A 23,025-nucleotide genomic window follows, 5' to 3' on the forward strand; every position below is an offset into this window, starting at 1 on the left:
CGAATCATTTCCGTATACCACAATATATAGTTTTGTGCGCTGATATTGTATATTGCAGCGGGTAACGATTGTTAATTCCAACTACTTTAACTCCATCTATGAACATCAAAGTATTTGAAAAACTCCGCGCAGCAGCACTGATAAATGATGCGGAGCTTACAGCAGTAAAAACTGCGGAAGATCAGCAGCTATTCTCCCTCCACTGGGAAATAAAAACACTACTCTACCTCGGCGTACTACTGCTGAGTGGTGGTTTGGGTATCCTGATCTATAAAAATATCGATACTCTTGGTCACCAGGTAATCCTTTTGATCATTGGTGTGATCTGCGCCGGTTGCTTTAGTTATTGTATCCGGAAAAAAGCGCCGTTTTCATGGGCAAAAGTGAACTCGCCCAATGCTTTTTTCGATTATGCGTTACTGTTAGGTTGTCTCACGTTCGTTACGTTTGTGGGTTATCTCCAGTTTCAGTACACGGCATTTGGCACTGCGTACGGACTGGCCACTTTTATCCCGCTGACTGTACTCACCGTGAGCGCGTATTACTTCGATCACCTGGGTGTGCTGTCGATGGCTATCACCAACCTCGCCGCCTGGATGGGTATTGCAGTAACGCCTTTCCAGTTATTATCCGCCAATGATTTCGGCAGCGTACAACTTATTTATACCGGCGTGATACTGGGAGGGCTCCTGTTGCTGCTGGCATTTATATCTGCCAGAAAAAATCTGAAAAAACACTTTGCCTTTACCTACCAGAACTTTGGTGCGCATATCATTTTCATTGCCTGTGTAGCCGGCATGTGTGTATATGATGCAGGTTGGCTAGCCTGGTTCGCATTTATGGCGGTTATTGGTTTCTTTATTTTCAAAGAAGCATTCAGGGAACGGTCTTTCTACTTTGTACTGATCACTGTTTTATATGGGTATATCGCTTTGAGTATTGCCGTAGTGCGTTTACTTATTATAACAAACGATATCGGCGGCGTATATCTCGGATTGCTATACTTCATCGGTTCTGCCATTGGCGTAATTGTATTATTGATCAGCCTCAACAAAAAAATCAAACATGCTAGCGTATAATTCCCAAACACTCGATAATCTTGAAATACAGGAGGAAGCAGAAAAAGCACTGCGGAAAAACTGTATCACCGTACCCACCTACAAAGCAATTGAAGCGGCACACCCGGTAAATTTCTATACACCCAATCCCGTGATTAAAATCGGGTTGTTTATTCTTACGGTTGTTATTATCTCGTTTTCGCTTGGCTTATTGTCGCTCATGGCAATGGATATGCTGCGTAATGAAGATGGATTTGCGGGTCTTTGTATTTTCGCCGGACTGGTATGTTACGGTATCCTGGAAATATTTATCCGCGAGAAGAAGTTATTCCGCGCAGGAGTTGATGATGCCCTGTTATGGGGCGCCATACTGCTCATTTGCAGCAGCATGGTAATTGTAGGTCATATCTCTGCTTCTACTGTCTGTTTGGTGGTTTGTATAGTTACCGTGCTGGCAACTTTGCGCTTTGCAGATATGATGATAGCGGGTGTAGCTTACCTGGCTTTCCTGGGTTTTATATTCACAGTAGCTATCAAACTGGGGCCTGTAGCCAAAACCATTGTGCCGTTTCTTATCATGTTTATCTCTATTACCGTGTACATTGCGGCAAAAAAAATATCAGCCTATCATAGCAGCAGGCATTATAAACATTGCCTGACGATTGTATCGGTACTGTCGTTACTCACGCTTTACCTGGCGGGTAATTATTTCGTAGTGAGAGAGGTGAGTAATGAAATGTTTGATTTGCAGCTGCAGGATGGACAAAGTATTCCGGGTGCGATATTCTTCTGGATCTATACAGCCGTTATTCCGGTGGTATATCTCTACCTGGGTATCCGGAAAAAAGATGCCGTGCTGCTGCGTACGGGTATGATATTACTGGCGGCCATTGTATTTACCATCCGTTACTATCACAGCGTGCTTCCGTTGGAAACGGCGATGGTAATTGGCGGACTGGTACTCACCGTAGGCGCCTGGGCACTGATCCGTTACCTGAAAGAACCGAAGCATGGCTTCACTTATGCAGAGCCGGAAGATCCTTCCCTGGCAGACAAATTAAGGCTGGAGTCGCTGATCATTGCGCAAACATATGTACCGGGTGCACAGCCTGCCGGTAATGATGTGCAGTTTGGCGGCGGTACCGGTGGCGGTGGCGGAGCAAGCGGAGGATATTAACCAAAGGCGCGGAGGGCTTTCGCTTCCGCGCATAAAAAAAGCCTGACTGAAATGATCAGTCAGGCTTTAGAGCGAAAGACCGGGCTCGAACCGGCCACCCCGACCTTGGCAAGGTCGTGCTCTACCAAATGAGCTACTTTCGCAGATGTATTAAGAACTTTATAAAAAACTGGAGCGAAAGACCGGGCTCGAACCGGCCACCCCGACCTTGGCAAGGTCGTGCTCTACCAAATGAGCTACTTTCGCAGGTATTAAAAACTTTCTTATTTTAAGAACTCTTCCTTTCGAACCGCATTCTTTCGTTTGCTTTGCCCCGTGGCGTTTTCGTTGGGATTGCAAAGATAGGAAACGGACTGAAAACACAAAATTTTTTTTGAAACTTTTTCGAATATTTTTTACGCTGCTGTATACAGCAACTTGCTGGAACACAGCAGGGAAAAGCATTTCAGCAGAAAAATAAGTAACACTTTTTATTTACATTGTGCTCGGTACAGCAGATGCACGGATCACTACCGGTTTCTTTTTCGACTTCTTTCTTTTACCCCACCACACATAAAAACCCGTTACCGGTAACGATGCGCAGATCAGGCTGATGATGAAGGCCAGGATCTTTCCGGGCAGTCCGGCGATAGCGCCCACGTGGATATCATAGTTCATGTCTATTAACCGCTCTCCCGCATTTTTATGCGAGTCGTTCCTTCTTCCGAGCAACGCGCCGCTGTACTGGTCAAACGTAAGATTATCCGAACCATAATAGGTTTCCTCTCCTTTATTTCCGCTGATAGTGTTCACCCCGGTTTCACCAAACGCCGGGGCAATGAATATGCGCTTTGCATCTTTCAGTATGGGCAGCGCCTTGCTGTAGGCGATATCCAGCGGATCCTGACTCAGCTGTGCAGCTGTTTTGGCAGATTCATATTGTTTTACATCAGGAGGAGTAATGCTGCGGGAAGCCACTACATATACCGTGGTCTGAAACCATGTAAATGCCCACACCATACCGGTAAAGGCAATTACCAATGCAATGATCATAGCATAAAAGCCCAGTACATTGTGCAGGTCGTAGTTCACTCTTTTGAAGCCTGCTTTCCATTTTATTTTAAAGCTCTTATCGCGGTTGGCTTTGTTCCATTTCTTTGGCCACCACATGATCAACCCGGTGATCATCAGGACCACAAAAATGAGCGTGCTCCAGCCTACAATGGTTTGCCCGTACTTATCATTCAGCAAAAGACTCCAGTGGATGCCTTTTACAATGGAAAAGAAATTGTACTTATAGTCGATCCTTCCGGTCACCTTTCCGGTGTAAGGGTTCACCAGCACAGATTCATAATATTCCAATGTGCCAAAATAGGTTAGTGCAGTATCGTTGCCTTTATAAGCCATAAACTCCCAGGCCATGTCCGGCCTGGCGTAAGTAGTGATGCTCATCGCCGGTTTATCAGGTCCCAGGGCGGCCTGCGCGATCTTTTTCAGTTCGCTTACCGGGCGTAAGGGCGTATTTTCCGGGGTAACATATAATATTTTACGATAATAATAATCGTTCACTTCTTTCTGAAAAACAAACAAACAGCCGGTTATGCTGATAATAAGCACAATAATGCCAGCCCCCAGCCCCAGCCAGAGATGCAGCTTATCCACAACTATCCTGAACAGCGATTTATGCTGTTTCTTCTTTAACTTATCCGTCCGTTTAAACATATACTAACACCCACCGGTAGATATCATGCCGGAGATACAAAAGTCGATTCAAATGGCCAGAAAAGCTGATCGGATCGGGAATTTTATTTACGCAAAACGGAAAGGCATAAAAAAACCTCCACCGGAAAACCGGTGGAGGCTGGATAATTATGTTTAAGCCGTGGCTTATTTATATTTTGGATTGTACAGCGAGCTTTCCTGCACCTTTACTTCCGGCTTGCCCTTGTATCTATGTGCGTAAAGCCCGTAGCTAACTCCCAGGATGAAGGCTACCATACAAAACAATTGTACGTAAAAAAGCCAGCGGGAACGGGAAACCTTGTCTAAGGTGATGTCGTATTTATTTTCTACTGTATTCTGTTCCATAATCAGTTTATTTCCGGTGCAAACCTACATAATATTTTGAAATTTTCGAATTTTCATAGCTGGTAATTTTGTGAGATAAGAAACTTCCCCCGGAGATTACCGCTGCTTAAATCAATTCAGAAAAATGTTTGTGTCCGAGAAAGTAGTAGCGCCAGATCATAATACCGTGAAACACACCACTCATTTTCATCAGCTTCATTTCCGGCAGATCATCTTTCTTCACATAAGTCCTCCGCCAGCGATAATAATCCTTATAGGCACGGTAAATAGCCGCCATATCCTTTGGTTTTCCTGCTACCAGGCTTTTTACGCCCGCGAGTATATCCAGGAAAAAGCGTTGTACCAGCACAATCCAGCGGTCTTCGCTATGCAGGTTTTTCCACAGCATCATCAGGTTATTCCTGAAGTTCAGGTACAGCTTGCGGGGATTCCCCTGCGGTAAGCTCCCCCCGCCTACGTGAAACACCCTGGAATCAGGACAGTAACAAATGCGGTAACCCGCTCTTTGCAGCCGCCAGCAGAGGTCCACTTCTTCCATATGCGCAAAAAAATCGCGGTCGAAGCCCCCCACCTGGTGATAACAGGCCGAACGGATAAACAATGCCGCCCCGGTTGCCCAGAAAATATCCTTTACATCGTCATATTGCCCGTTGTCTTTCTCCGTGGTATACAGGATCCGTCCCCGGCAAAAAGTATAGCCCAGGATATCCATCCAGCCGCCGGCTGCCCCGGCATATTCAAATTCGTCAGGGTCTTTGTAAGCCCTCATTTTAGGCTGACAGGCAGCTATCTTTGTATCCTGCTGCATGAGCGCCACTACCGGCTCTATCCAGCCCGGTTCCACCTCTACGTCCTGGTTAAGCAGCACGTAAATGTCGGCCTGCACATGTTGCAGGGCATCATTGTACCCGCCGGCAAACCCATCATTCCGGGGATTCCGGATAATCCGGATCTGCGGGTAATGCGCCGCCACAAAAGCCACACTGTCGTCCGTAGAGGCGTTATCGGCCAGCACCAGCTGCAGGTTGCCGTAGGTAGAACGGCAAACAGACGGCAGGAACTTTTCCAGAAAAGATCTCCCATTCCAATTTAAAATAACAACTGCTACTGATGGCAATACGGACAACGGCAATTACGTTTATGCGTGAACAATTATTTTTGAGATGCAAATATGCAACAAAGGATTCTAATATTTGCGAATCATTACAGATTCAGGTAAGTCGAATAAGGCTTAAATTAGAAGTATGTTTAAACAGTATATCGGTTGGAAGTTTGTACTGGCCTCCATAGCAGTGCTCATCATAGGCACTACTATCTGGTTTGTAAGTAATTTATCCCGGAACATTCAGGAGGAAGAAAGAAAAAAAGTTGCTACCTGGGTGGAAGCCAACCGCGAACTCCTGCGGGCAAGTTCTGAAGCCAACCTTAACCTGGCAGTAGACATCGTTACCAACAATACCACCATCCCGCTGATATTAACCGACGAAACCGGCAAGATCCTCGATAGCCGCAACCTCGACTCCATGCGCATTATGCAGGACCCCCACTTCCTGAACAACGAACTGCAGGCATTTAAAAAGCAACATCCGCCGTTTATCATGGAAGTGGATTCCAAACAGAAACTATATAACTACATCTACTACGGCGATTCGCTGATTCTCCGGCAGATCCGCTACTACCCGTACATTCAGCTGATAGTGGTGACCCTTTTCATTGCCATTGTACTCTTTGCCCTGTCCAGCACCAACCGCGCCACCCAAAACCAGGTGTGGGTAGGACTGGCCAAAGAAACGGCCCATCAGCTGGGCACGCCCCTCTCGTCTATGGAAGCCTGGCTGGAAATTCTCCGCGATAATGAAGCCAATGCCACCATCGTAACAGAACTCTCCAAAGATGTAGACCGCCTGAAACTGATCACCGACCGCTTCTCCAAAATAGGAAGCGTTCCAAAACTGGAAGAGAAAGATATCGTAGCACAAATAGAAAACATGACCAATTACATCCGCAAACGGGCGCCCCAGAAGGTGATACTCACCGTTCACAGCGCGGAAGAAGAGCTGCCTGCCATGTTTTCTCCCCCGCTTTTCGACTGGGTTGTGGAAAACTTATTAAAAAATGCCCTTGATGCGATGGAAGGAAAAGGAAAGATCGATATTACCATAGAAAACCACCCTACTTTTATCACCATCGATGTAGCCGACACCGGTAAAGGCATCCCTAAACTGAGCTTCGAAAAAGTGTTCAAACCCGGATTCAGCACCAAAAAGCGGGGATGGGGCCTGGGCCTGTCACTGGCCAAACGGATTATTGAAGAATACCATCGCGGCCGGCTGTATGTGAAGTCGTCCGAAATAAATAAAGGCACCACTTTCCGGATCCTATTACGGAAATAACGACCCTTTTCAGTAAAATATGAATAAAAAAATTTGCTTATTTTAAAAAAGCCATTATTTTTGCACCCCATTCTACCAGATGCGAAGGTGGCGAAATTGGTAGACGCGCTACTTTGAGGTGGTAGTGCCTGAAAGGGCTTGGGAGTTCGAATCTCCTCCTTCGCACAACTAAAAGGATTAGTTATTACTGTGGCAGCTTTGCGGAGCGTCAATTGAAAAAAGGTAAACAGAAATCAATTGAACATGTCAAAGCAGCACTACACGAATCCTAAAATTCTCGAACCACTGTTCAGATCCTTCTGAGCAGTGGTTTTTTCGTTTCAGCCCCCTTCATTTTTGCACTTTCTTCTTCTTTCTTAATAGCCTTACGGTAGCGTATCACAGGCAAAGTATTGTAATTTGCTGTGAAACCGGCAACTCTGACAGGCTATAAATACTGGCTCCTGATTGTTAATTTTAACCACTTTAGCACCCAGTGCATCAAAGTTCAAAACACCAGCGTATGAGTGAGATATTAAAACAGCATCTGATGAACTTTGCGGCGCTTACGCCCAAAGATATCACAGACAGCAGTCCTTATTGGAAAACCCGCAAAATAAAAAAAGGTGATTTTTTTAATATGCAGAATGTGGTCTGCAACGACCTGGGATTGGTAGTGAAAGGAATTTTCAGGATTTATTACAATGATCCTGTGACGGACGAAGAAAAGAATATTTTCTTCTTTTCTGAAAATCAGTTTATTGTATCATTCAGGAGCTTCATCACCCGTTATCCCTGTGTATACTTCATAGAGGCGTTAGAGGACTCCGAAATTATATATATCACTTACCGTGATTTAAACAATTTGTACGATACGCATCCTAACTGGAGCAAATTCGGACGGCTGTTGGCCGAGTTATTTTTTAATTACTCTCAGGCCCGGACAGAAGAGTTCCTGTTCTATTCACATGAAGAGCGCTATGTTAAATTGTTGAAAGAACACCCTAATATCGTGAACCGTATCCCAGCCTATCATATATCCTCTTATCTGGGTATCACCACTCCTTCGTTAAGCCGTATCCGTAAGAGAATTAATCGTTGATTCCGCATTAACATCCATTTTTTGCCGAACAAAGTGAAAAAAGTTATTCCGGATTAACTTAAGTGAATGTTTCCCATTTTTTTTCTCTGAATTTTTGCAGAAAGAAAATAACAATATGGGACTATCAAATTTGGGCATTTTTCATACCATCATTGGTATCATTGCCATTGTAGCAGCATTAATATCGTTTGTAAAGTATGCTAAAATCAATCTTGCTAACACATCCGGGAAAATATATTTTTACGGAACAATCATCACTTCCTTAACAGCATTAGGGCTTTCAAAGCAAGGTGGCTTTAACGCCGGGCATCTTTTTTCGTTATTGATTTTAATCCTGGTAATAATTGCTTTTTTCCTTTATTACAAGATGGGACAGCATAACAAAGCCCGTTACTTCGAAAACTTTCTGCTGTCGCTCAGTTTTTTTCTGTCCATGGTTCCTACCGTTAACGAAACACTAACCCGGATCCCAATCGGGAACCCTTTGGCCAAAAATAGCGGCGACCCTTTGATAGGGAAAACACTGCTTATATTTTTCATACTGTTTCTTGCAGGTTCGGTTTACCAATTCATTAAGCAAAAAAGAAGTAATAAAAATTCATCAGGAGAAGTCGCCAGGGGTATATAGCATTTTCCATCTGCCGGTCCGCCTTATCGGGGTAAGGTGGACCAGCAATTTTCCCAATGTCAAAATCTGTTCCCCTGCGCAAATTTATTTAAAAATCACCTGCGCAAAATTGAACAGGTTATTCCGCCATACCGGCCAAGTGTGGCCTCCCTGGTATTCGCTATAAGTATGTTTAATATTCAACTCATCCAATTTTGCCAGCATCAGCTGGCAGTTCCCGTAGGCAATATCTTCCTTTCCACCCATCGCAATCCAGAACGTCTTCAGGTTGTTGTTAATCATGGCGGCATGGGCTTTCATGAAATCGTACTGGGCTGCCGCAATACCGGCCTGCCGCGACTGCATCCAGCCGGAACTGAATACTCCCAGGGAAGAAAACAGATCCGTGTTTTTGATACCTGTATAAAGCGTATGGATGCCGCCCATCGATAAACCCGCCAATGCCCTTTTATTGGCAGCTGTTTCCGCACGATAGTTTTTTTCTACCAGCGGAATAATAATATCCTTCAGTTCTGTTTCAAATGTCTTTAATGCAGATTCGTCGAAAGCAGTGCCGCCTACGTTGGCATCGGGCATCACGATCAGCATAGGCCCGGCTTTCTTTGCAGCGATGAGGTTATCCATGATCAGGTCCGTTTTACCTTGCATAGCCCACCCGGTTTCGTCTTCACCGCCTCCATGCAAAATATAGAGCACAGGATATTTTTCGGTTGTATTGGCATCATAACCGGGCGGAGTATAGATATACAACTGCCGCCATGAACCGGTAACCTTTGAGAAATACTTCCTGATCCGGATATCGCCATGCGGTACATCTCTTAACGCATAATAGTTACCACCGGCAAACGGTATTTCAATACCGCTTGCCATTCTTCCCATGCCGTAAAAGGTTTCACTGGCGGGGTCTGCAACGGCCACCCCATCTATCAGCAGGGAATAGTAATGAAAACCTTCGCCTATGGAATCTGTTGTTACGGTCCATAAACCGCCGGTGTCCTTCACCATATCATACCTGCGGCCCAGGTCCACCTGTACCTTCCGCGCTTCCGGCGCTTTGGTGCGGAAAACAACGCGATGGTCGGCCAGTACCTGCGGATACTTTGCATTGCGCACATTGGTTTCGGCAGGAGCGCCCACCACCGGGTATTTTGAGAAGGTAGTAGTATCCACGGGCTTAAAGATCAGCTGGGAAAACATAAACAATCCGTTCTTCCATACCTTAAAGTCATGCACACCCGGTTCAATGTAATAGATATGCGGTACGTTGTTTTTTTGGAGATAATCATGCGTGCGTTTGCTGAAAGCAATTAATCCGTCGCTGGCGCCGCAGGAAATCCAGAGTAGTTTTATTTGCTCCCTGGCCTTAACAGGATCCGGTATCAACTGCTCCGGTACTTTGGTGTTTGGGGCCGAGGAAAAACCGCCGATCCATGCAAACCTATCCAGGTTACCCAGTCCAAAATTCAATGACTGCCCTCCTCCCATCGATAGTCCGGCTATGGCCCGGTGCTCCCTGTCTGTATAAACAGGATACTTCTTTTGTATGTAGGGAATAAGATCGCTCAACAAATCTTTTTCAAAAGTGGCAAATGCCTCCACTTTGTCGGGAGCCATGATATTCCCCGTGGCCCGGTCGTCTTTCATAGCCCTTCCGTTAGGCATAACAACAATCATCGGCTCAATTTTTCCTTCTGCGTACAGGTTGTCCAGGATTACCTGGGGCGTGCCGCCTCTCAGCCATTCCTGTTCATCGCCGCCAATGCCATGCAACAGGTATAACACCGGGTATTTATTTTTCTTTGAAAACCCTGGCGGCAAATATATCAGTGCTTTGCGCGGATTACCCACCGTTGCTGAATTATACGTGATGGTATCAATACTGCCATGCGGTATATCTGTACGCGGGGCGTCAAAACCGGGCAGGGCGTGCTCAATAATGCCTTGTGTAAAAGCGGTTACAGCAAACAATAGAAGGATGGTAACATTAAATACTATCTTTTTCATGTGGAATAAGTGTTTTATTACAAATGCAGCTTAGTTACTTCCGGGTGATTAACGTAATATCATCAGAGCCGGTGATAAAACAAAAATACAGGAAGCCGCTTTTAACTAATAGCTTATTTGTTGAAATTGATGGTATAATTGTCTTATAGACAATAAAACAATTAAGCGGTGAGTGGAATGTATCTTAAAACCGGTAAAATGTCAGAGGATTTCAAGCATGCTGCCCCTCAGCTCATATTTAATATCAGTAGTTTTAGACAGGTTATCCATAAATTCCGGGAGCCCGTCTTTTTTGGTAAGTACGCCGCTCACCGTGATGTTTTCCGCACCCGGTGTATTGAATTGTACCTTCACATCAAACAGACGCCCGATCACCACTGCAATTTCCTTCAGCGCCGTATTTTTGAAATAATATTTCCCCTCCATCCAGGCAAGCGTATTTCTTGCATTAAACTCATCCACTTTAAAACCATTACCCTGCTGGGAATTGTAGATAGCTTCATAACCCGGCGACAATTGAACGCTTTGATTACCGGTTTTACTTTTCAGGGCAACCTTGCCTGAAGAAAGCGAAAGCCGGGGGTTATTGCTGCTGTAGGTGTTGACATTAAATGCAGTACCAAGCACATTCACTGAAAACTGCCCGGTATGTACAATAAAGGGGCGGTTAATATCTTTGCGGACAGAAAAATAGGCTTCTCCATTTACAAACACTTCGCGGGTACGGCCACTGAACGACACCGGGAACCGGATTTCAGACATCGCATTCAGCCATATTTCTGTGCTGTCCGGCAACATAAGTTTATAATCTTTTCCGGCAGGCACCTGCAACAGGTTCATCGCTGTAGGCGCATCAGTACCGGCAGCTTCATATTGCAGGCTTTTGGGCGACACCCGCATCTGCACGGCGCCGATATTGAGCAACGATGCCTGCGTGGTATCTGAAAGATTGATGGTTTGTCCGTTAGCCATCTGCAGGATAATACTATTACCCGGCGCTTCGCTCTTTGCGGCGACAACCGGATGTTGCGGCTGTTCCCGGAAAAAGAACAGGCACAAAGCGCTTCCCATCAGCAGCAATAAACCGGCGGCTACCCGGTACAGTACCTTCATGTGGCGGGTATTGTTTTTCTTAAACAGGTGCTTTCTTTCTTCCCACAGCTGCGTTTCATCCAGCTGGTTGAGATATTGCTTTGCAGCGGGATCATTGAGTTGCTGCTGCAAACGGGTGAATGCATCTTTCAATGCCGGATCGGCAGCCATCAGCTGCCGGAGCGCATGGTCATCTTCCCCGGAAATATTCCCGGTCAGCTTTTCCAGCATTAACTGATCAATATGTTGCTTATCAGAGGTCATTGATAGTAAACTTAAATGAGAGAGGTGAACGCTTGCAGTACATTTCATTCCGACACTGGTGGATGCAGCTTGTTACGCAATGTTTTAACAGCCATTTTAAGATGGGTTTTCAGTGAATTAATACTGATCCCCATATTGTCGGCCACTTCATGATACTTCTTTTGTTGCATGTACACAAGGGTAAATGCCCGCTGACGCTGGGCCGGAAGCTCCTGCAACAGTTCATGCAGCTGCCGGTGAAGCTGCTCCTGCGCGCTCCAACGGTCTTCCAGTTCCCTTTCTTTAAGAATATTTGACTCGGAGTGGCTTACCGTTTCAGCATACTTCTCAATCTTTTTTAACGCCCGTTGCTTCACTTTATGATAATCGTTCACCTGGTTACGGACTGCCGTGAGCAGGTAGCTTTTAAGACAACCATTGATATTCCGGTACAATTTCTTTTCCCACATACCGGTTAATACCAACTGAACAAGATCGTCTGCCGCCACCGCATCGCCGGTGCCGAGATAGGCTTTCGTCCACATTAACCGGTAATATTTCTTAAAAATAAACTCAAAAGCATCACCGGTATTTCCAGTTTTTAATAACGCAAGTATGACTTCATCTCCCGGATATTCAGGCATAAAAATACTTTTTAGGCTGGTTGATTAGATAACGCGGATAATATTCATTTGGGACGTAGAAGTTAAATATATATCGTTTGTCTGATAAAATGTTAGTTTGACACTTATTAATTTTTTTAAGCAAGCGGAATAACGGTTTTTTCATTCACCCATTTTTTAAATGTGTCGTCTTAGTATAGTGCACCACAAAAATTAAGCACCCATAGTTACCACGTTACAGTCATTGTCAACCAAACAAGGAAAATGAAAAGAAGTATCCCGTTATTGAATACTGGCCGGCGCCTTTTTGCCGGGCCCAGGGTGTGCATCACCATTTTTTTGCTCTTTTTTTTAAACTTAAATGCACGAAGTCAGCCTGTTCCTGCATCCACAGTGACCATCAAAGGAAACAACATGACGCTGGAAGGTATTTTCCAGGCAATTGAAAAACAAACAGACCTTACTTTTTTTTACAGCGACGACCTCCTGAAAAGCGAAGTAATCAGCGGCCCTATTGATTATACAAATGCCAGGGTAACCGCCGTCCTGACCGAAATACTGAAAGGCCGCAGCTTGTTGTATGAAATGAAGAAAAACGTGGTGCTGATTAAACGCGGCCCGAAGCCCGCTGCCAGCGATGCGGGGCCCGCAGAAAAAAAGAATCCCGGCGCCGCGCAGGACCGGCAGGTGGCCGGCCTGGTGCTCGCAGAAGATACCCGGGCCCCCTTACCCCTGGCAACAGTAATGCTGAAAGGAACCACTATCGGCGCTAAAACAGACCAGGACGGCCGTTTTAAACTGAAAATTACCGGTGATAATAAAATACTGGTGGTGCAATATGTCGGTTACCTGTCGAAAGAAATACCCGTTAAAAACGGTGTGGGCGATTATGAGATATTGCTTTCCCCCCGGGACAATACCATTAAAGATGTGGTGGTAGTGGCTTACGGCACCCAGAAAAAATCCAGCATGGTGAGTTCTATTACCGCTATCGATCCAAAGGAACTGAAAGGACCAACCGGGAACCTTACCACCATGCTGGCGGGCAGAATTCCGGGGGTGATTTCTTACCAGCGGAGTGGCGAACCCGGTGCGGACAATGCGCAGTTTTTTGTAAGAGGCGTAGGCACCTTTGGCGCCGGAAAAGTAGACCCGCTTATTTTAATTGATAATATAGAATCATCGTCCAGGGACCTTGCCAGGCTGCAGCCGGACGATATCGCCGGTTTTTCTGTATTGAAGGATGCTACGGCTTCCTCGCTGTACGGGGCCAGGGGCGCCAATGGCGTGATACTGGTAACCACCAAAACCGGGAACCTCGGAAAAATGCGTTTTAATTTCCGCGTGGAAAATTCCACCTCTGCCAACACACAGAATTTTAAACTGGCAGATAATATTACCTATATGAAACTCGCCAACGAGGCGGTACTTACCAGGAACCCGCTGGGAGTTTTACCCTATTCACAAAATAAAATTGATCATACCGCCGCCGGAGACGATCCGTTATTATATCCCAATAACAACTGGATCCAACAGCTGATCAAGGACCGCACCACCAACCAGCGCTTTAACATCAATGCCAGCGGTGGGTCTGACAAGGCAAAGTACTACCTGGCCATGACCTATAATATTGACAATGGGATCCTCAAGGAAAACGAACTGAATAATTTCAGCAATAACATCAAGCTCCGTTCTTATTCCATCTTATCAAACGTTACTTTAAACCTCACCAAAACAACAGAAGCATTGGTAAGCCTGAAAGGGCAGTTCGATGATTACAACGGCCCTATCGGCGGCGGCGCCGCCACCTTTAACAATGCCATCTGGAGCAACCCGGTGGCGTTTCCGGCGGTGTACCCGTCCAGCCTCCTGCCCTATGCCAAACACCCACTGTTTGGAAACGCCCTGACACCAGGCGGCGGCGGGTTATATGTAAATCCTTATGCACAGTCGCTCTCCGGGTTCCAGGCTACCAATAGCAGCACGCTCACAGCCCAGCTCAGTTTACGGCAAGACCTGGAAGCCATTACCCCCGGCCTTTCCGCGAGGATGATGGCCTATACCGGGCGGTATGCGAATTTTGCTGTGTCGCGCCAGTACAGTCCCTATTATTACCAGTCGGGTTCTGTAGACGGAAAATTTACCGGCTTAAACCTGATCAACGACGGTAGCGCAGGAAGCGTTGGCGCAACGCCCACCGAGTATCTTACCTATGCTCCCGGCGATAAAAATGTAAACACTACCACCTATGCAGAAGTAGCGGTAAACTATTCCAGGATCTTCGATAAAATACACAACGTAGGCGGTATGGTGATAGGCACCATCAGGAATTACCTTACCGGTAATGCCTCCACTTTGCAGCTTTCTTTGCCGGCCCGCAACCAGGGCATATCAGGCAGGTTCACCTATGGATACGATAATCGCTATCTCTTTGAATTTAACTTCGGATATAATGGCTCAGAAAGATTTGCCGCCAACCACCGGTTTGGCTTCTTCCCTTCAGTAGGAGGCGGCTGGATTGTATCCAATGAAAAGTTTTTTAAGCCCCTGGCCAATACCGTTAACCAGCTGAAGTTCCGGTTCACCTACGGACTGGTGGGCAACGACCAGATCGGCAGTGCCACCGACCGTTTCTTTTATCTCTCAGATGTTAACTTAAATGGCGGCGCAGCAGGATACTTCGGTACCAACTTCACCTACAACCGCCCTACCGTAGCCATTAACCGGTATGAAAACCGGGACATCACCTGGGAGCTGTCGAAACAAACCAACATCGGGATGGACCTCACCGTGTTCAAGGACTTTACCTTAACAGTAGATGCCTATGAGCAAAAGCGCACCAATATCCTCATGGTAAGAAGCACCGTGCCCAGTTCAATGGGATTGCAGGCGAATATTTCTTCCAATGCAGGAAAGGCATACAGCCGGGGAATTGACCTCGTGGCCGATTACCGTAAAACGTTTAACAATTCCCTGTGGATACAGGCACGCGGCACCTTTACCTACGCCAAAAGTAAGCTGCTGGTAAACGAAGAACCACAATACGCGGAAAATAACCGGAACCTGTCGAAGGTAGGTAACTCGCTGGGGCAGATCTACGGCCTCATCGCAGAGAAACTGTTTATTGACCAGGCGGAAGTAAATAACTCTCCTCAACAATACGGCAGTATCATGGGCGGGGATATTAAATACCGGGATATTAATGGAGATGGAAAAATTACTGATGCCGACTATGTACCAATCGGATACCCCTCTACACCGGAAATAATATATGGCTTCGGTTTCTCCGTTGGATATAAAAATTTTGATCTGAGTACATTCTTCCAGGGTTCTGCCAGATCTTCTTTTATCATTAACGCCGCCAATACCACTCCTTTCTACCTGAATGGCGGTTACCAGAATGGCTTGCTGCAGGTGATCGCCGACAGTCACTGGTCCGAAGATAACCGCGACTCCTACGCTTTCTGGCCACGGTTAAGCAATACCATCTCAGAAAATAACACGCAAACATCTACCTGGTGGTTAAGAGATGGCTCTTTTTTACGCATGAAATCAGCAGAGATCGGGTATAACATTACCGGTCAGCTTTTGAAGAAACTACACCTGAGCAGCGGACGCATTTATGCCAATGGCCTGAATTTATTCAGCATCAGCGCCTTTAAGCTATGGGACCCCGAAATGGGTGCATCCGGATTGGGATACCCTGTTCAGCGGGTTTATAACGTGGGAGTAGCTGTCGGTTTCTAACATTCAAATAAAGCATTCATTCATATGAACGATCATAAGTTTAATCACAACGGCCTGGTAAACATATCCACATGCAGTAACACCCTGCATCGTGTTGCCGGTTCCATCATCTGCCTGTTCCTCCTCATCATCTCCGGAACGGCCTGTAAAAAACCTTTCCTGGATGTAGTGCCGGATAACGTGGCCACCATCGACAACGCTTTTACTTCCAAAACGGAAGCCGAAAAATATCTTTTCTCCTGTTATGCCTATCTGCCTGTTAACTACGACCCTACTTATAACGTGGGGCTTTCAGCCAGTGATGAAGTATTTGTGCTCGACCCCACCAATAATATCAGGTCTACCAATGTGCTAAGGCTGAATTATGGAGACCAGAATACGTCAAATCCCATCGCCAACTACATGACCGGCGACAGGGACGGCGTGGGCTGCTACAGGGCTATCAGGGATTGTAATATTTTCCTGGAGAATGTAGGCGATCAAAGTAAAGTAGCCGATCTTGATATTGATACCAGGAACAGGTGGATAGCAGAAGCCACCTTTCTGAAAGCCTACTATCATTTTATTATGTTCAGGGCCTACGGCCCGATACCGGTGATAGATAAAAACCTGCCTATCAGCGCTTCTATCGATGAGATGTTTGTTAAACGCCAGCCGGTAGATTCTGTGGTAAATTATATCGCCGGTTTGCTCGACGCCGCAGCGGTGAATCTGCCGGTGAGCATCGCCAATATCTCTTCAGAATCAGGGCGTATTACTAAACCCGCCGCATTAAGTTTAAAGGCCAAATTATTGGTAACTGCCGCCAGCCCTTTATTTAACGGTAACTCCGACTATGGATCTTTTAAAAATAAAGACGGGGTACAACTTTTCAACACTGTTTTCAACGCCGCCAAATGGCAGCGGGCAGCGGATGCGTGTAAAGCAGCCATAGACCTCTGCGCTGCACAGGGAATCCGTTTGTATACTTTCCCGGAGCAAACAATACCACTGAGCGCCACTACCATGACGCAGATGAGCATCCGCAACTCCATGAGCGAACCCTGGAACAGCGAGCTGGTATGGGGTTCCACAAGCGGCGTTACCTGGGGTTGCACTTTTCTGCAACGCTGCGGTATAGGTCAGTTTGATTTTGCGAATGCTGTAGCATCAAAAACAGGCGGACATCCACTGCTGGGTCCTACCATCAAGATGGCTAAAATGTTTTACACGCAAAACGGCGTTCCGATCGATGAAGATAAAACACTCGACTTTTCAAATATCGCCGCACTGCGGGTAGCTACACACGCCGAAAGGTTTAACATCAAAGAAGGGGAAACTACAGCCCGCCTGAACTTCGACCGGGAGCCACGATACTATGCTGATATGGGATTCGACAGAGGTGTTTGGTACATGGCCAACAGCCCGTCGAAAAACGATGAGAACACCTTCTGGCTTATGGCCCGCGGCAGTGAACTGAGCCAGTCGTCGCCGGTGCCTATCGCAGGATTTTATATGAAGAAAGTAGTGAACTGGCACATGGACTGGAACACGGTTACCTACCCTTCTTATCCCTATCCCGAAATACGCCTGGCAGACCTGTACCTGCTGTACGCGGAAGCGCTGAATGAAGTACAGGGCCCCACCGCAGATGTATATGATTATGTGAACAGGATAAGGGCCAGGGCCGGTTTGCAAACCGTACAAAGCTCATGGTCCACCTACAGCCGGAACCCATCCAAATACACTACCAAAGAAGGTATGCGGGCCATCATCCAGCGGGAAAGAGCCATTGAACTTTGTTTTGAAGGACATCGCTACTGGGATCTGTTACGCTGGAAAACAGCCGCACAGGAACTCAGCGGCAACATCACCGGTTGGGTGGTAAGCGGTCGCACCGCAGAACTCTACTACCGCGAAATTTCTTTCCTCTCCAGGCATTTCGTAGCCCCGCGTGACTACCTGTGGCCGATAAAAGAAAGTGATCTGCTGGTGAATCCCAACCTCGTGCAAAATCCCAACTGGTAAACTGCACAGCGTGCGGATGTATTTAACATTAAATCATTAAGAAGTGAAAACAATAAAACCAAGTACGATCTTATATACAGCGTTTGCCCTGATGCTGGTATCGGGCTGTGAAAGAGAGGAACTGAATAAGGCTATTGTTACCAACACCAATCCTCCCGGCGTAGTAACAGGAATAACAGTAGTGAACGCAAATGGAAAATCAGTGATCACCTATTCCCTGCCATCCGATGCAGATCTTTCCTATGTAAAAGCGGTGTATGAAACTTCTCCGGGACATCCGGCCGAAGTAAAAGCTTCTCACTATCAAAATACATTAACGGTGGAAGGCTTCGGTGATACGCTGGCCCATACCATTCAACTGTATTCCGTAAACGCCAGTGAAGTATCCTCCCCACCAGTTACCGTTACGGTGAATCCTCTGACGCCCGCCATCAACCTGGCTTACAGGTCCCTGGCAATAGAAGCCACCTTTGGCGGATTCAATCTTACCTGTAATAATCCAACGCTGGAAAATCTGGCGATCATTCCGCTCGTAGATACCTCGGGCGCCGGGAAATGGGTGCAAACAGTGGGCATGGACAATGTATACAGTAACGATCCCGTAATCAAAAGCGCAGTGAGAGAGCAACCTGCCATCAAAAGAAATTACGCTTTTGTGGTGAGAGACCGGTGGATGAATTTTTCAGATACCTTGTTTGTATCACTCACCCCATTTTTTGAACAGCTGTTACCAAAATCAGAATGGAGTAATTATGTATTACCCAATGATGCAGAGATCCTGAATAACGGCGGAAGAACCGATGTACGGTACATCTACGACGGCGACTTCCACCCCGGGTGGCCACGTTGCCTGTTTACCGTGGAACAGGCCGGCAGTCCGCAAATGGTAACACTGGACCTGGGCAAGGCGCATATCTTCAGCCGTATGCAGGTGAATCCTTACAAAGAGGTGGGTGATAATTACTATGTAAGGGGCAATGTAAAAGACTTTGAAATATGGGCTTCCAATAGTCCCAGCCTGAGCGGCAACCTGGATGAAAGCTGGATCAAATTAACTACGTGTCATGTTGTAAAACCATCCGGCTCACCTTACGCCACTGAAACCGCATCCGACCAAACACTGGCCTACAACGGCTGGCAGTTCGATTTCCCTGCGGGGCAAACCGCTTACCGCTATATCAGGATCAGGAGCTTGTCCAACTGGCAGGGATCTTACTTTATCAATATCGCGGAGCTTACATTATGGGGTAACTAGTTATGATCAACCAACGAAATTTAAAACAAATGAAACAGCATCAACTTACAGCTTCGGGTATTATACTGGCGCTGATGTTCATAATAAGCGCCTGTTCCAAAATGGATGATTACAGGGATAAATATATGGCCGGCGGAGCAATCGCCTACCCCGGTAAAATGGATTCTGTAAAAGCATTTTCCGGTAAAAGCAGGGTGATGATCACCGGTCTTTTTACCTCCGATCCCAAGATCGCTACTTACAAAGTATTCTGGAACAGCCGGCAGGATTCTGTTGAAGTAGCAGTTAAAAGAACAGCCGGCGTAGACACGGCGAGAGTAATTATCCCCAATTTACCTGAAGGACTGATGAACTTTGAAATCAGGACTTACGATGCCGCCGGCCACGTGTCTATCCCCGTAAATACCGCTGCCAATGTATTCGGACAACTGTACGAAAGCGCGCTCATTAACCGGGGGATTGCCAATGCCGAGATGCAACCCGACGGTTCTGCCCTCATCAACTGGGCAGACGTTAATGCAGATGCAGGCGTGGTAAACATCCGGATAAAGTATGAGGATAATGCCGGTAACATGCACGATACCCTCGTCGTATCCGGCAATACCGCCTTCAACACTTCATTACCCGCTTTTAAATCGGGCAATACAATCAGTTACAGAACCGCGTATCTGCCCAATCCAACAGCGTTTGACACCTTTTATGTGGCCTTCCAGGAACATAGTGTAAAAGCAGATGTAACAGCCCAATACATGCAGAATACCGGTCCTTTTGCACGGGCCACCTACGATGGCGGCAGATGGGGTACCCTGGCGGCGCCCTGGATCACCAGCGCCAACGTAATGAACCACGGCGGTTTTGGCGGCTATGTAGCTGATGCCGGTGGTTGCCTCGTAATGGAATCCGGATGGGGCGGAACAGCCAGTATTATCAATGGTAAAATTTATCAAACGGTGACGCTACCTGCAGGGAATTATATTTTCCTCGTGAACTGCTACACAGAAGCGCTCGACCCTGTATACGTGGTAGCTGCTGCCGGCAATACGCTGCCGGATATAAGCGACCTGTCTACTGCAGCGGGATATGCCGCGTTCACCACCACCAGGTTTGTGAATGCAACGGTGCAGTGCCAGTTTAGCATCGCTCAGCCGCAAACCGTTTCGCTAGGCTTTGTAGCCACCATGACGTCCGGCAACCAGTACTGGCGCGTGCCTTCTGTTAAGCTGATAAAAAACTGATCCTTTCCATATCCTATGCCTGAGAGCCTGTTCCTCACCGGAACAGGCTCTTTTCGTTATTGGCAACCTCTGCCATATGCCACCCCAAGCATAGGATAACCCGTAGATAAGCCGTATATGAGCCGTAGATAAGCCGTAGATAAGCTGTACCTATAGAGATACGGCTTATCACCGTTTTTACTCCGTATCAACCATAAATAAACCCGGAATGGCTTATATATCGGTAATTGCGAATATATCAGGAACACATCCTTAACAATTCCCTAACCCATACTTAACTTCAGGCTAACAATCATTTCCCATCTTGCCGTTGTTACCCCGGCAGGAAATGCTATCCAATTGAAAAACCTATTACTATTGTTTGTTTCAGCCATTATGGATGCAGGAGGAAGGAAGAGCAAGCTCCTTCCTTTTTTTATTCCGGCCGCCAAACCCCTATCTTTACGTAATTTTTTACTGAGATACTATGGGAACATCAATTACCTGTCCCAGTTGCAGGCACCAGTTTGTTATCGAGGATGCTTTTGCAGCGGATATAGAAAAAGAAATGCGGGGAAAAATGGAAGATGAATGGCGCAGACGCCTGAAATCTCTCCAGGAGGAAAAAGATACACTTCTTTCTGAAAAAAATAAGATGGCACTCGAACGCCGGCAGATAGAAACACTGAAACAGCAACAGGAAGAAGAAGTGAACCGCCGTGTACTCGCAGAAAAAAAACAGCTCCAGGACACTATGGAGCAGGAACTACGCAAAACCATTACGGCCGATTTCGGCAGCCAGCTGTCGGCTTTGAAGGAAGCCAACCAGGAACAGGAAGAAAAGCTCCGCGAAGCCCGCAAACAGGAGCTGGAGTTCCTCCGTAAAGAGCAGGACCTGAAAACCAAAGAACAGGAACTGGAAATTGATCTCCAGAAAAGACTACTGGAAGCCCGGTCAGAACTGGCCGATCAGATACGAAGGGAAGAATCCGAACGTAACTCCCTCAGAGATACAGAACACCAGCTACGCCTCCGTGAACTGGAAAAGCAATTGGAAGACCAGCGCAAACTGGCAGAAGAAATGAGACGCCGGGCAGAACAAGGCTCCATGCAGCTGCAGGGTGAAGCACAGGAACTGATACTGGAAGAAATGCTGCGTCTCCATTTCCCCTTTGATGAAGTGACGCCGGTAGGCAAAGGCGTTCGCGGAGCCGATTGCATACAACTGATCCGCAACCAGTACGGACAGGAATGCGGACGCATCATCTATGAAAGCAAACGTACCAAAGAGTTTATCAAAGACTGGGTAGAGAAGCTGAAAGCAGACATGCGCAGCCAGGGAGTGGATGTAGCCATCCTGGTTACCCAAACCATGCCCAAAGACATGGAGCGGTTTGGTGAAAAAGAAGGCATCTGGATCTGCACCTTCGCAGAGGTGAAAGCACTGGCCTATGTGCTGAGAGATGGAATCATCAAAATTTCAGGTAAGCTCCGCTCACAGGAAAACAAAGGAGATAAAATGCACATGCTCTACGAATATCTTACCGGTGGCGAGTTTGCAGAGCAATGGAAAGCTATCCGCGAAGGGTTTATGTCTATGAAATTATCCATACAGCGCGAACGCGATGCGATGGAAAAACTCTGGAAAGCACGCGAAAAACAACTGGAAAAAGTATTGCTCAATGCAGCGCATATCAAAGGCTCTATTGAAGGTATTGCCGGCAGCGATTCGGTAGACCTGCAACTGCTGGAAGATGCAGCCGATGAACTTCCTGAATAAATATAAACCTATGCAAAACAAAAAGATCGAAACGATTATATTCGACCTGGGCGCAGTATTGATCGACTGGAATCCCCGTCATTTATACCGTAAAATTTTTTCTTCGGAAGAAGAAATGGAAAACTTCCTCCGCGATGTATGTACTTCAGATTGGAACGAAACACAGGATGAGGGCAGAACATTAGCAGAAGGCACTGAACTGCTGGTTAACAGCTTTCCGCACCATGAAGAAAATATCCGCGCCTACTACGGCAGGTGGGATGAAATGCTTGGCGGAGAAATTGAAGGCACAAAAAATATATTGCATCGACTAAAAGAAAGCGGCCAATATAAATTATACGCGCTCACCAACTGGTCTGATGAAACTTTTCCCATTGCCTGGGCCATGTATCCTTCCCTCCACTGGTTCGATGGTATCGTAGTTTCCGGCAAAGAAAAAATGCGCAAACCAGCCCATGCATTTTTCCAGCTCTTACTTGACAGATATAACGCAGACGCACATACGTCGTTGTTCATCGATGATAATTTACGCAATGTATTAGCGGCGCGTGAGTTTGGTATTGATACTATTTTATTTGAAAGTCCGGAACAGTTAAAAACAGCATTAGAAAATCGATCTATAATAATTTAACCCACTACATTACTTATTGTATTTG

17 protein-coding genes and 3 tRNA genes are annotated in these 23,025 nt (G+C 46.5%); 12 read left to right on the plus strand and 8 right to left on the minus strand.

Annotated elements, in window-relative coordinates:
• Positions 1 to 98: 98 nt before the first annotated feature.
• On the plus strand, positions 99 to 1,079 hold the full coding sequence (locus V7S65_RS13370; RefSeq protein WP_336386800.1) for a DUF2157 domain-containing protein: 981 nt from the start codon (positions 99 to 101) through the stop codon (positions 1,077 to 1,079).
• A complete protein-coding gene (locus V7S65_RS13375) occupies positions 1,066 to 2,235 on the plus strand; it encodes a hypothetical protein (RefSeq protein WP_336386799.1) in 1,170 nt (389 codons plus the stop codon). Before V7S65_RS13370 ends, V7S65_RS13375 begins: the two co-directional genes overlap by 14 nt.
• A 70-nt stretch (positions 2,236 to 2,305) precedes the next feature.
• Here V7S65_RS13375 and V7S65_RS13380 read toward each other — a convergent pair.
• The 5 genes from V7S65_RS13380 to V7S65_RS13400 form a co-directional block, all read right to left on the minus strand.
• Positions 2,306 to 2,378: transfer RNA gene (locus V7S65_RS13380), tRNA-Gly, on the minus strand.
• Between the two features lie 27 nt (positions 2,379 to 2,405).
• Positions 2,406 to 2,481: transfer RNA gene (locus V7S65_RS13385), tRNA-Gly, on the minus strand.
• A 228-nt stretch (positions 2,482 to 2,709) separates the two neighbouring features.
• A complete protein-coding gene (locus V7S65_RS13390) occupies positions 2,710 to 3,936 on the minus strand; it encodes a PepSY-associated TM helix domain-containing protein (RefSeq protein WP_336386798.1) in 1,227 nt (408 codons plus the stop codon).
• Positions 3,937 to 4,101: 165 nt separating this feature from the next.
• A complete protein-coding gene (locus tag V7S65_RS13395) occupies positions 4,102 to 4,302 on the minus strand; it encodes a hypothetical protein (protein WP_079470365.1) in 201 nt (66 codons plus the stop codon).
• Positions 4,303 to 4,408: 106 nt separating this feature from the next.
• Positions 4,409 to 5,428, minus strand: a complete 1,020-nt coding sequence (locus V7S65_RS13400; protein ID WP_336386797.1) for a glycosyltransferase family 2 protein — start codon at positions 5,426 to 5,428, stop codon at positions 4,409 to 4,411.
• A 118-nt stretch (positions 5,429 to 5,546) separates the two neighbouring features.
• On the opposite strand from V7S65_RS13400, the gene V7S65_RS13405 reads away from it, so the two are divergent.
• The 4 genes from V7S65_RS13405 to V7S65_RS13420 all read left to right on the plus strand — a co-directional run bounded on the left by V7S65_RS13405 (position 5,547) and on the right by V7S65_RS13420 (position 8,404).
• Positions 5,547 to 6,695, plus strand: a complete 1,149-nt coding sequence (locus tag V7S65_RS13405; protein ID WP_079470367.1) for a sensor histidine kinase — start codon at positions 5,547 to 5,549, stop codon at positions 6,693 to 6,695.
• Between the two features lie 81 nt (positions 6,696 to 6,776).
• Positions 6,777 to 6,860, plus strand: a tRNA-Leu gene (locus V7S65_RS13410).
• A gap of 337 nt (positions 6,861 to 7,197) precedes the next feature.
• The gene (locus tag V7S65_RS13415) at positions 7,198 to 7,776 is read left to right on the plus strand and encodes a Crp/Fnr family transcriptional regulator (RefSeq protein ID WP_079470376.1); all 579 of its coding nucleotides are present in this window, start codon (positions 7,198 to 7,200) and stop codon (positions 7,774 to 7,776) included.
• Between the two features lie 115 nt (positions 7,777 to 7,891).
• The gene (locus V7S65_RS13420; protein ID WP_336386796.1) at positions 7,892 to 8,404 is read left to right on the plus strand and encodes a hypothetical protein; all 513 of its coding nucleotides are present in this window, start codon (positions 7,892 to 7,894) and stop codon (positions 8,402 to 8,404) included.
• Positions 8,405 to 8,488: 84 nt separating this feature from the next.
• On the opposite strand, the gene V7S65_RS13425 is transcribed toward V7S65_RS13420, so the two are convergent.
• The 3 genes from V7S65_RS13425 to V7S65_RS13435 all read right to left on the minus strand — a co-directional run bounded on the left by V7S65_RS13425 (position 8,489) and on the right by V7S65_RS13435 (position 12,387).
• Positions 8,489 to 10,408, minus strand: a complete 1,920-nt coding sequence (locus V7S65_RS13425) for an alpha/beta hydrolase-fold protein (protein ID WP_336386795.1) — start codon at positions 10,406 to 10,408, stop codon at positions 8,489 to 8,491.
• A gap of 201 nt (positions 10,409 to 10,609) precedes the next feature.
• Positions 10,610 to 11,764, minus strand: a complete 1,155-nt coding sequence (locus V7S65_RS13430; protein WP_336386794.1) for a FecR family protein — start codon at positions 11,762 to 11,764, stop codon at positions 10,610 to 10,612.
• Between the two features lie 44 nt (positions 11,765 to 11,808).
• On the minus strand, positions 11,809 to 12,387 hold the full coding sequence (locus V7S65_RS13435; RefSeq protein WP_336386793.1) for a sigma-70 family RNA polymerase sigma factor: 579 nt from the start codon (positions 12,385 to 12,387) through the stop codon (positions 11,809 to 11,811).
• A 243-nt stretch (positions 12,388 to 12,630) separates the two neighbouring features.
• On the opposite strand from V7S65_RS13435, the gene V7S65_RS13440 reads away from it, so the two are divergent.
• From V7S65_RS13440 to V7S65_RS13465, 6 genes are all read left to right on the plus strand, one after another.
• Positions 12,631 to 16,113, plus strand: coding sequence for a SusC/RagA family TonB-linked outer membrane protein (locus tag V7S65_RS13440; protein ID WP_336386792.1), 3,483 nt, complete (start codon positions 12,631 to 12,633; stop codon positions 16,111 to 16,113).
• 24 nt (positions 16,114 to 16,137) lie between these two features.
• On the plus strand, positions 16,138 to 18,120 hold the full coding sequence (locus V7S65_RS13445; RefSeq protein ID WP_336386791.1) for a RagB/SusD family nutrient uptake outer membrane protein: 1,983 nt from the start codon (positions 16,138 to 16,140) through the stop codon (positions 18,118 to 18,120).
• Between the two features lie 43 nt (positions 18,121 to 18,163).
• The gene (locus tag V7S65_RS13450; RefSeq protein WP_336386790.1) at positions 18,164 to 19,375 is read left to right on the plus strand and encodes a DUF5000 domain-containing lipoprotein; all 1,212 of its coding nucleotides are present in this window, start codon (positions 18,164 to 18,166) and stop codon (positions 19,373 to 19,375) included.
• Between the two features lie 29 nt (positions 19,376 to 19,404).
• Positions 19,405 to 20,610, plus strand: coding sequence for a DUF4998 domain-containing protein (locus V7S65_RS13455; RefSeq protein WP_336386789.1), 1,206 nt, complete (start codon positions 19,405 to 19,407; stop codon positions 20,608 to 20,610).
• A gap of 466 nt (positions 20,611 to 21,076) precedes the next feature.
• A complete protein-coding gene (locus tag V7S65_RS13460) occupies positions 21,077 to 22,369 on the plus strand; it encodes a DUF2130 domain-containing protein (protein ID WP_079470381.1) in 1,293 nt (430 codons plus the stop codon).
• Positions 22,370 to 22,379: 10 nt separating this feature from the next.
• Positions 22,380 to 23,000 (plus strand): HAD family hydrolase, encoded by a 621-nt coding sequence (locus V7S65_RS13465; protein WP_336386788.1) that lies wholly within the window; start codon positions 22,380 to 22,382, stop codon positions 22,998 to 23,000.
• Positions 23,001 to 23,025 lie beyond the last annotated feature (25 nt).

The sequence above is a fragment of the Chitinophaga sp. CCNWYY40 genome, assembly GCF_037483205.1.
Lineage (GTDB): Bacteria > Bacteroidota > Bacteroidia > Chitinophagales > Chitinophagaceae > Chitinophaga > Chitinophaga ginsengisegetis.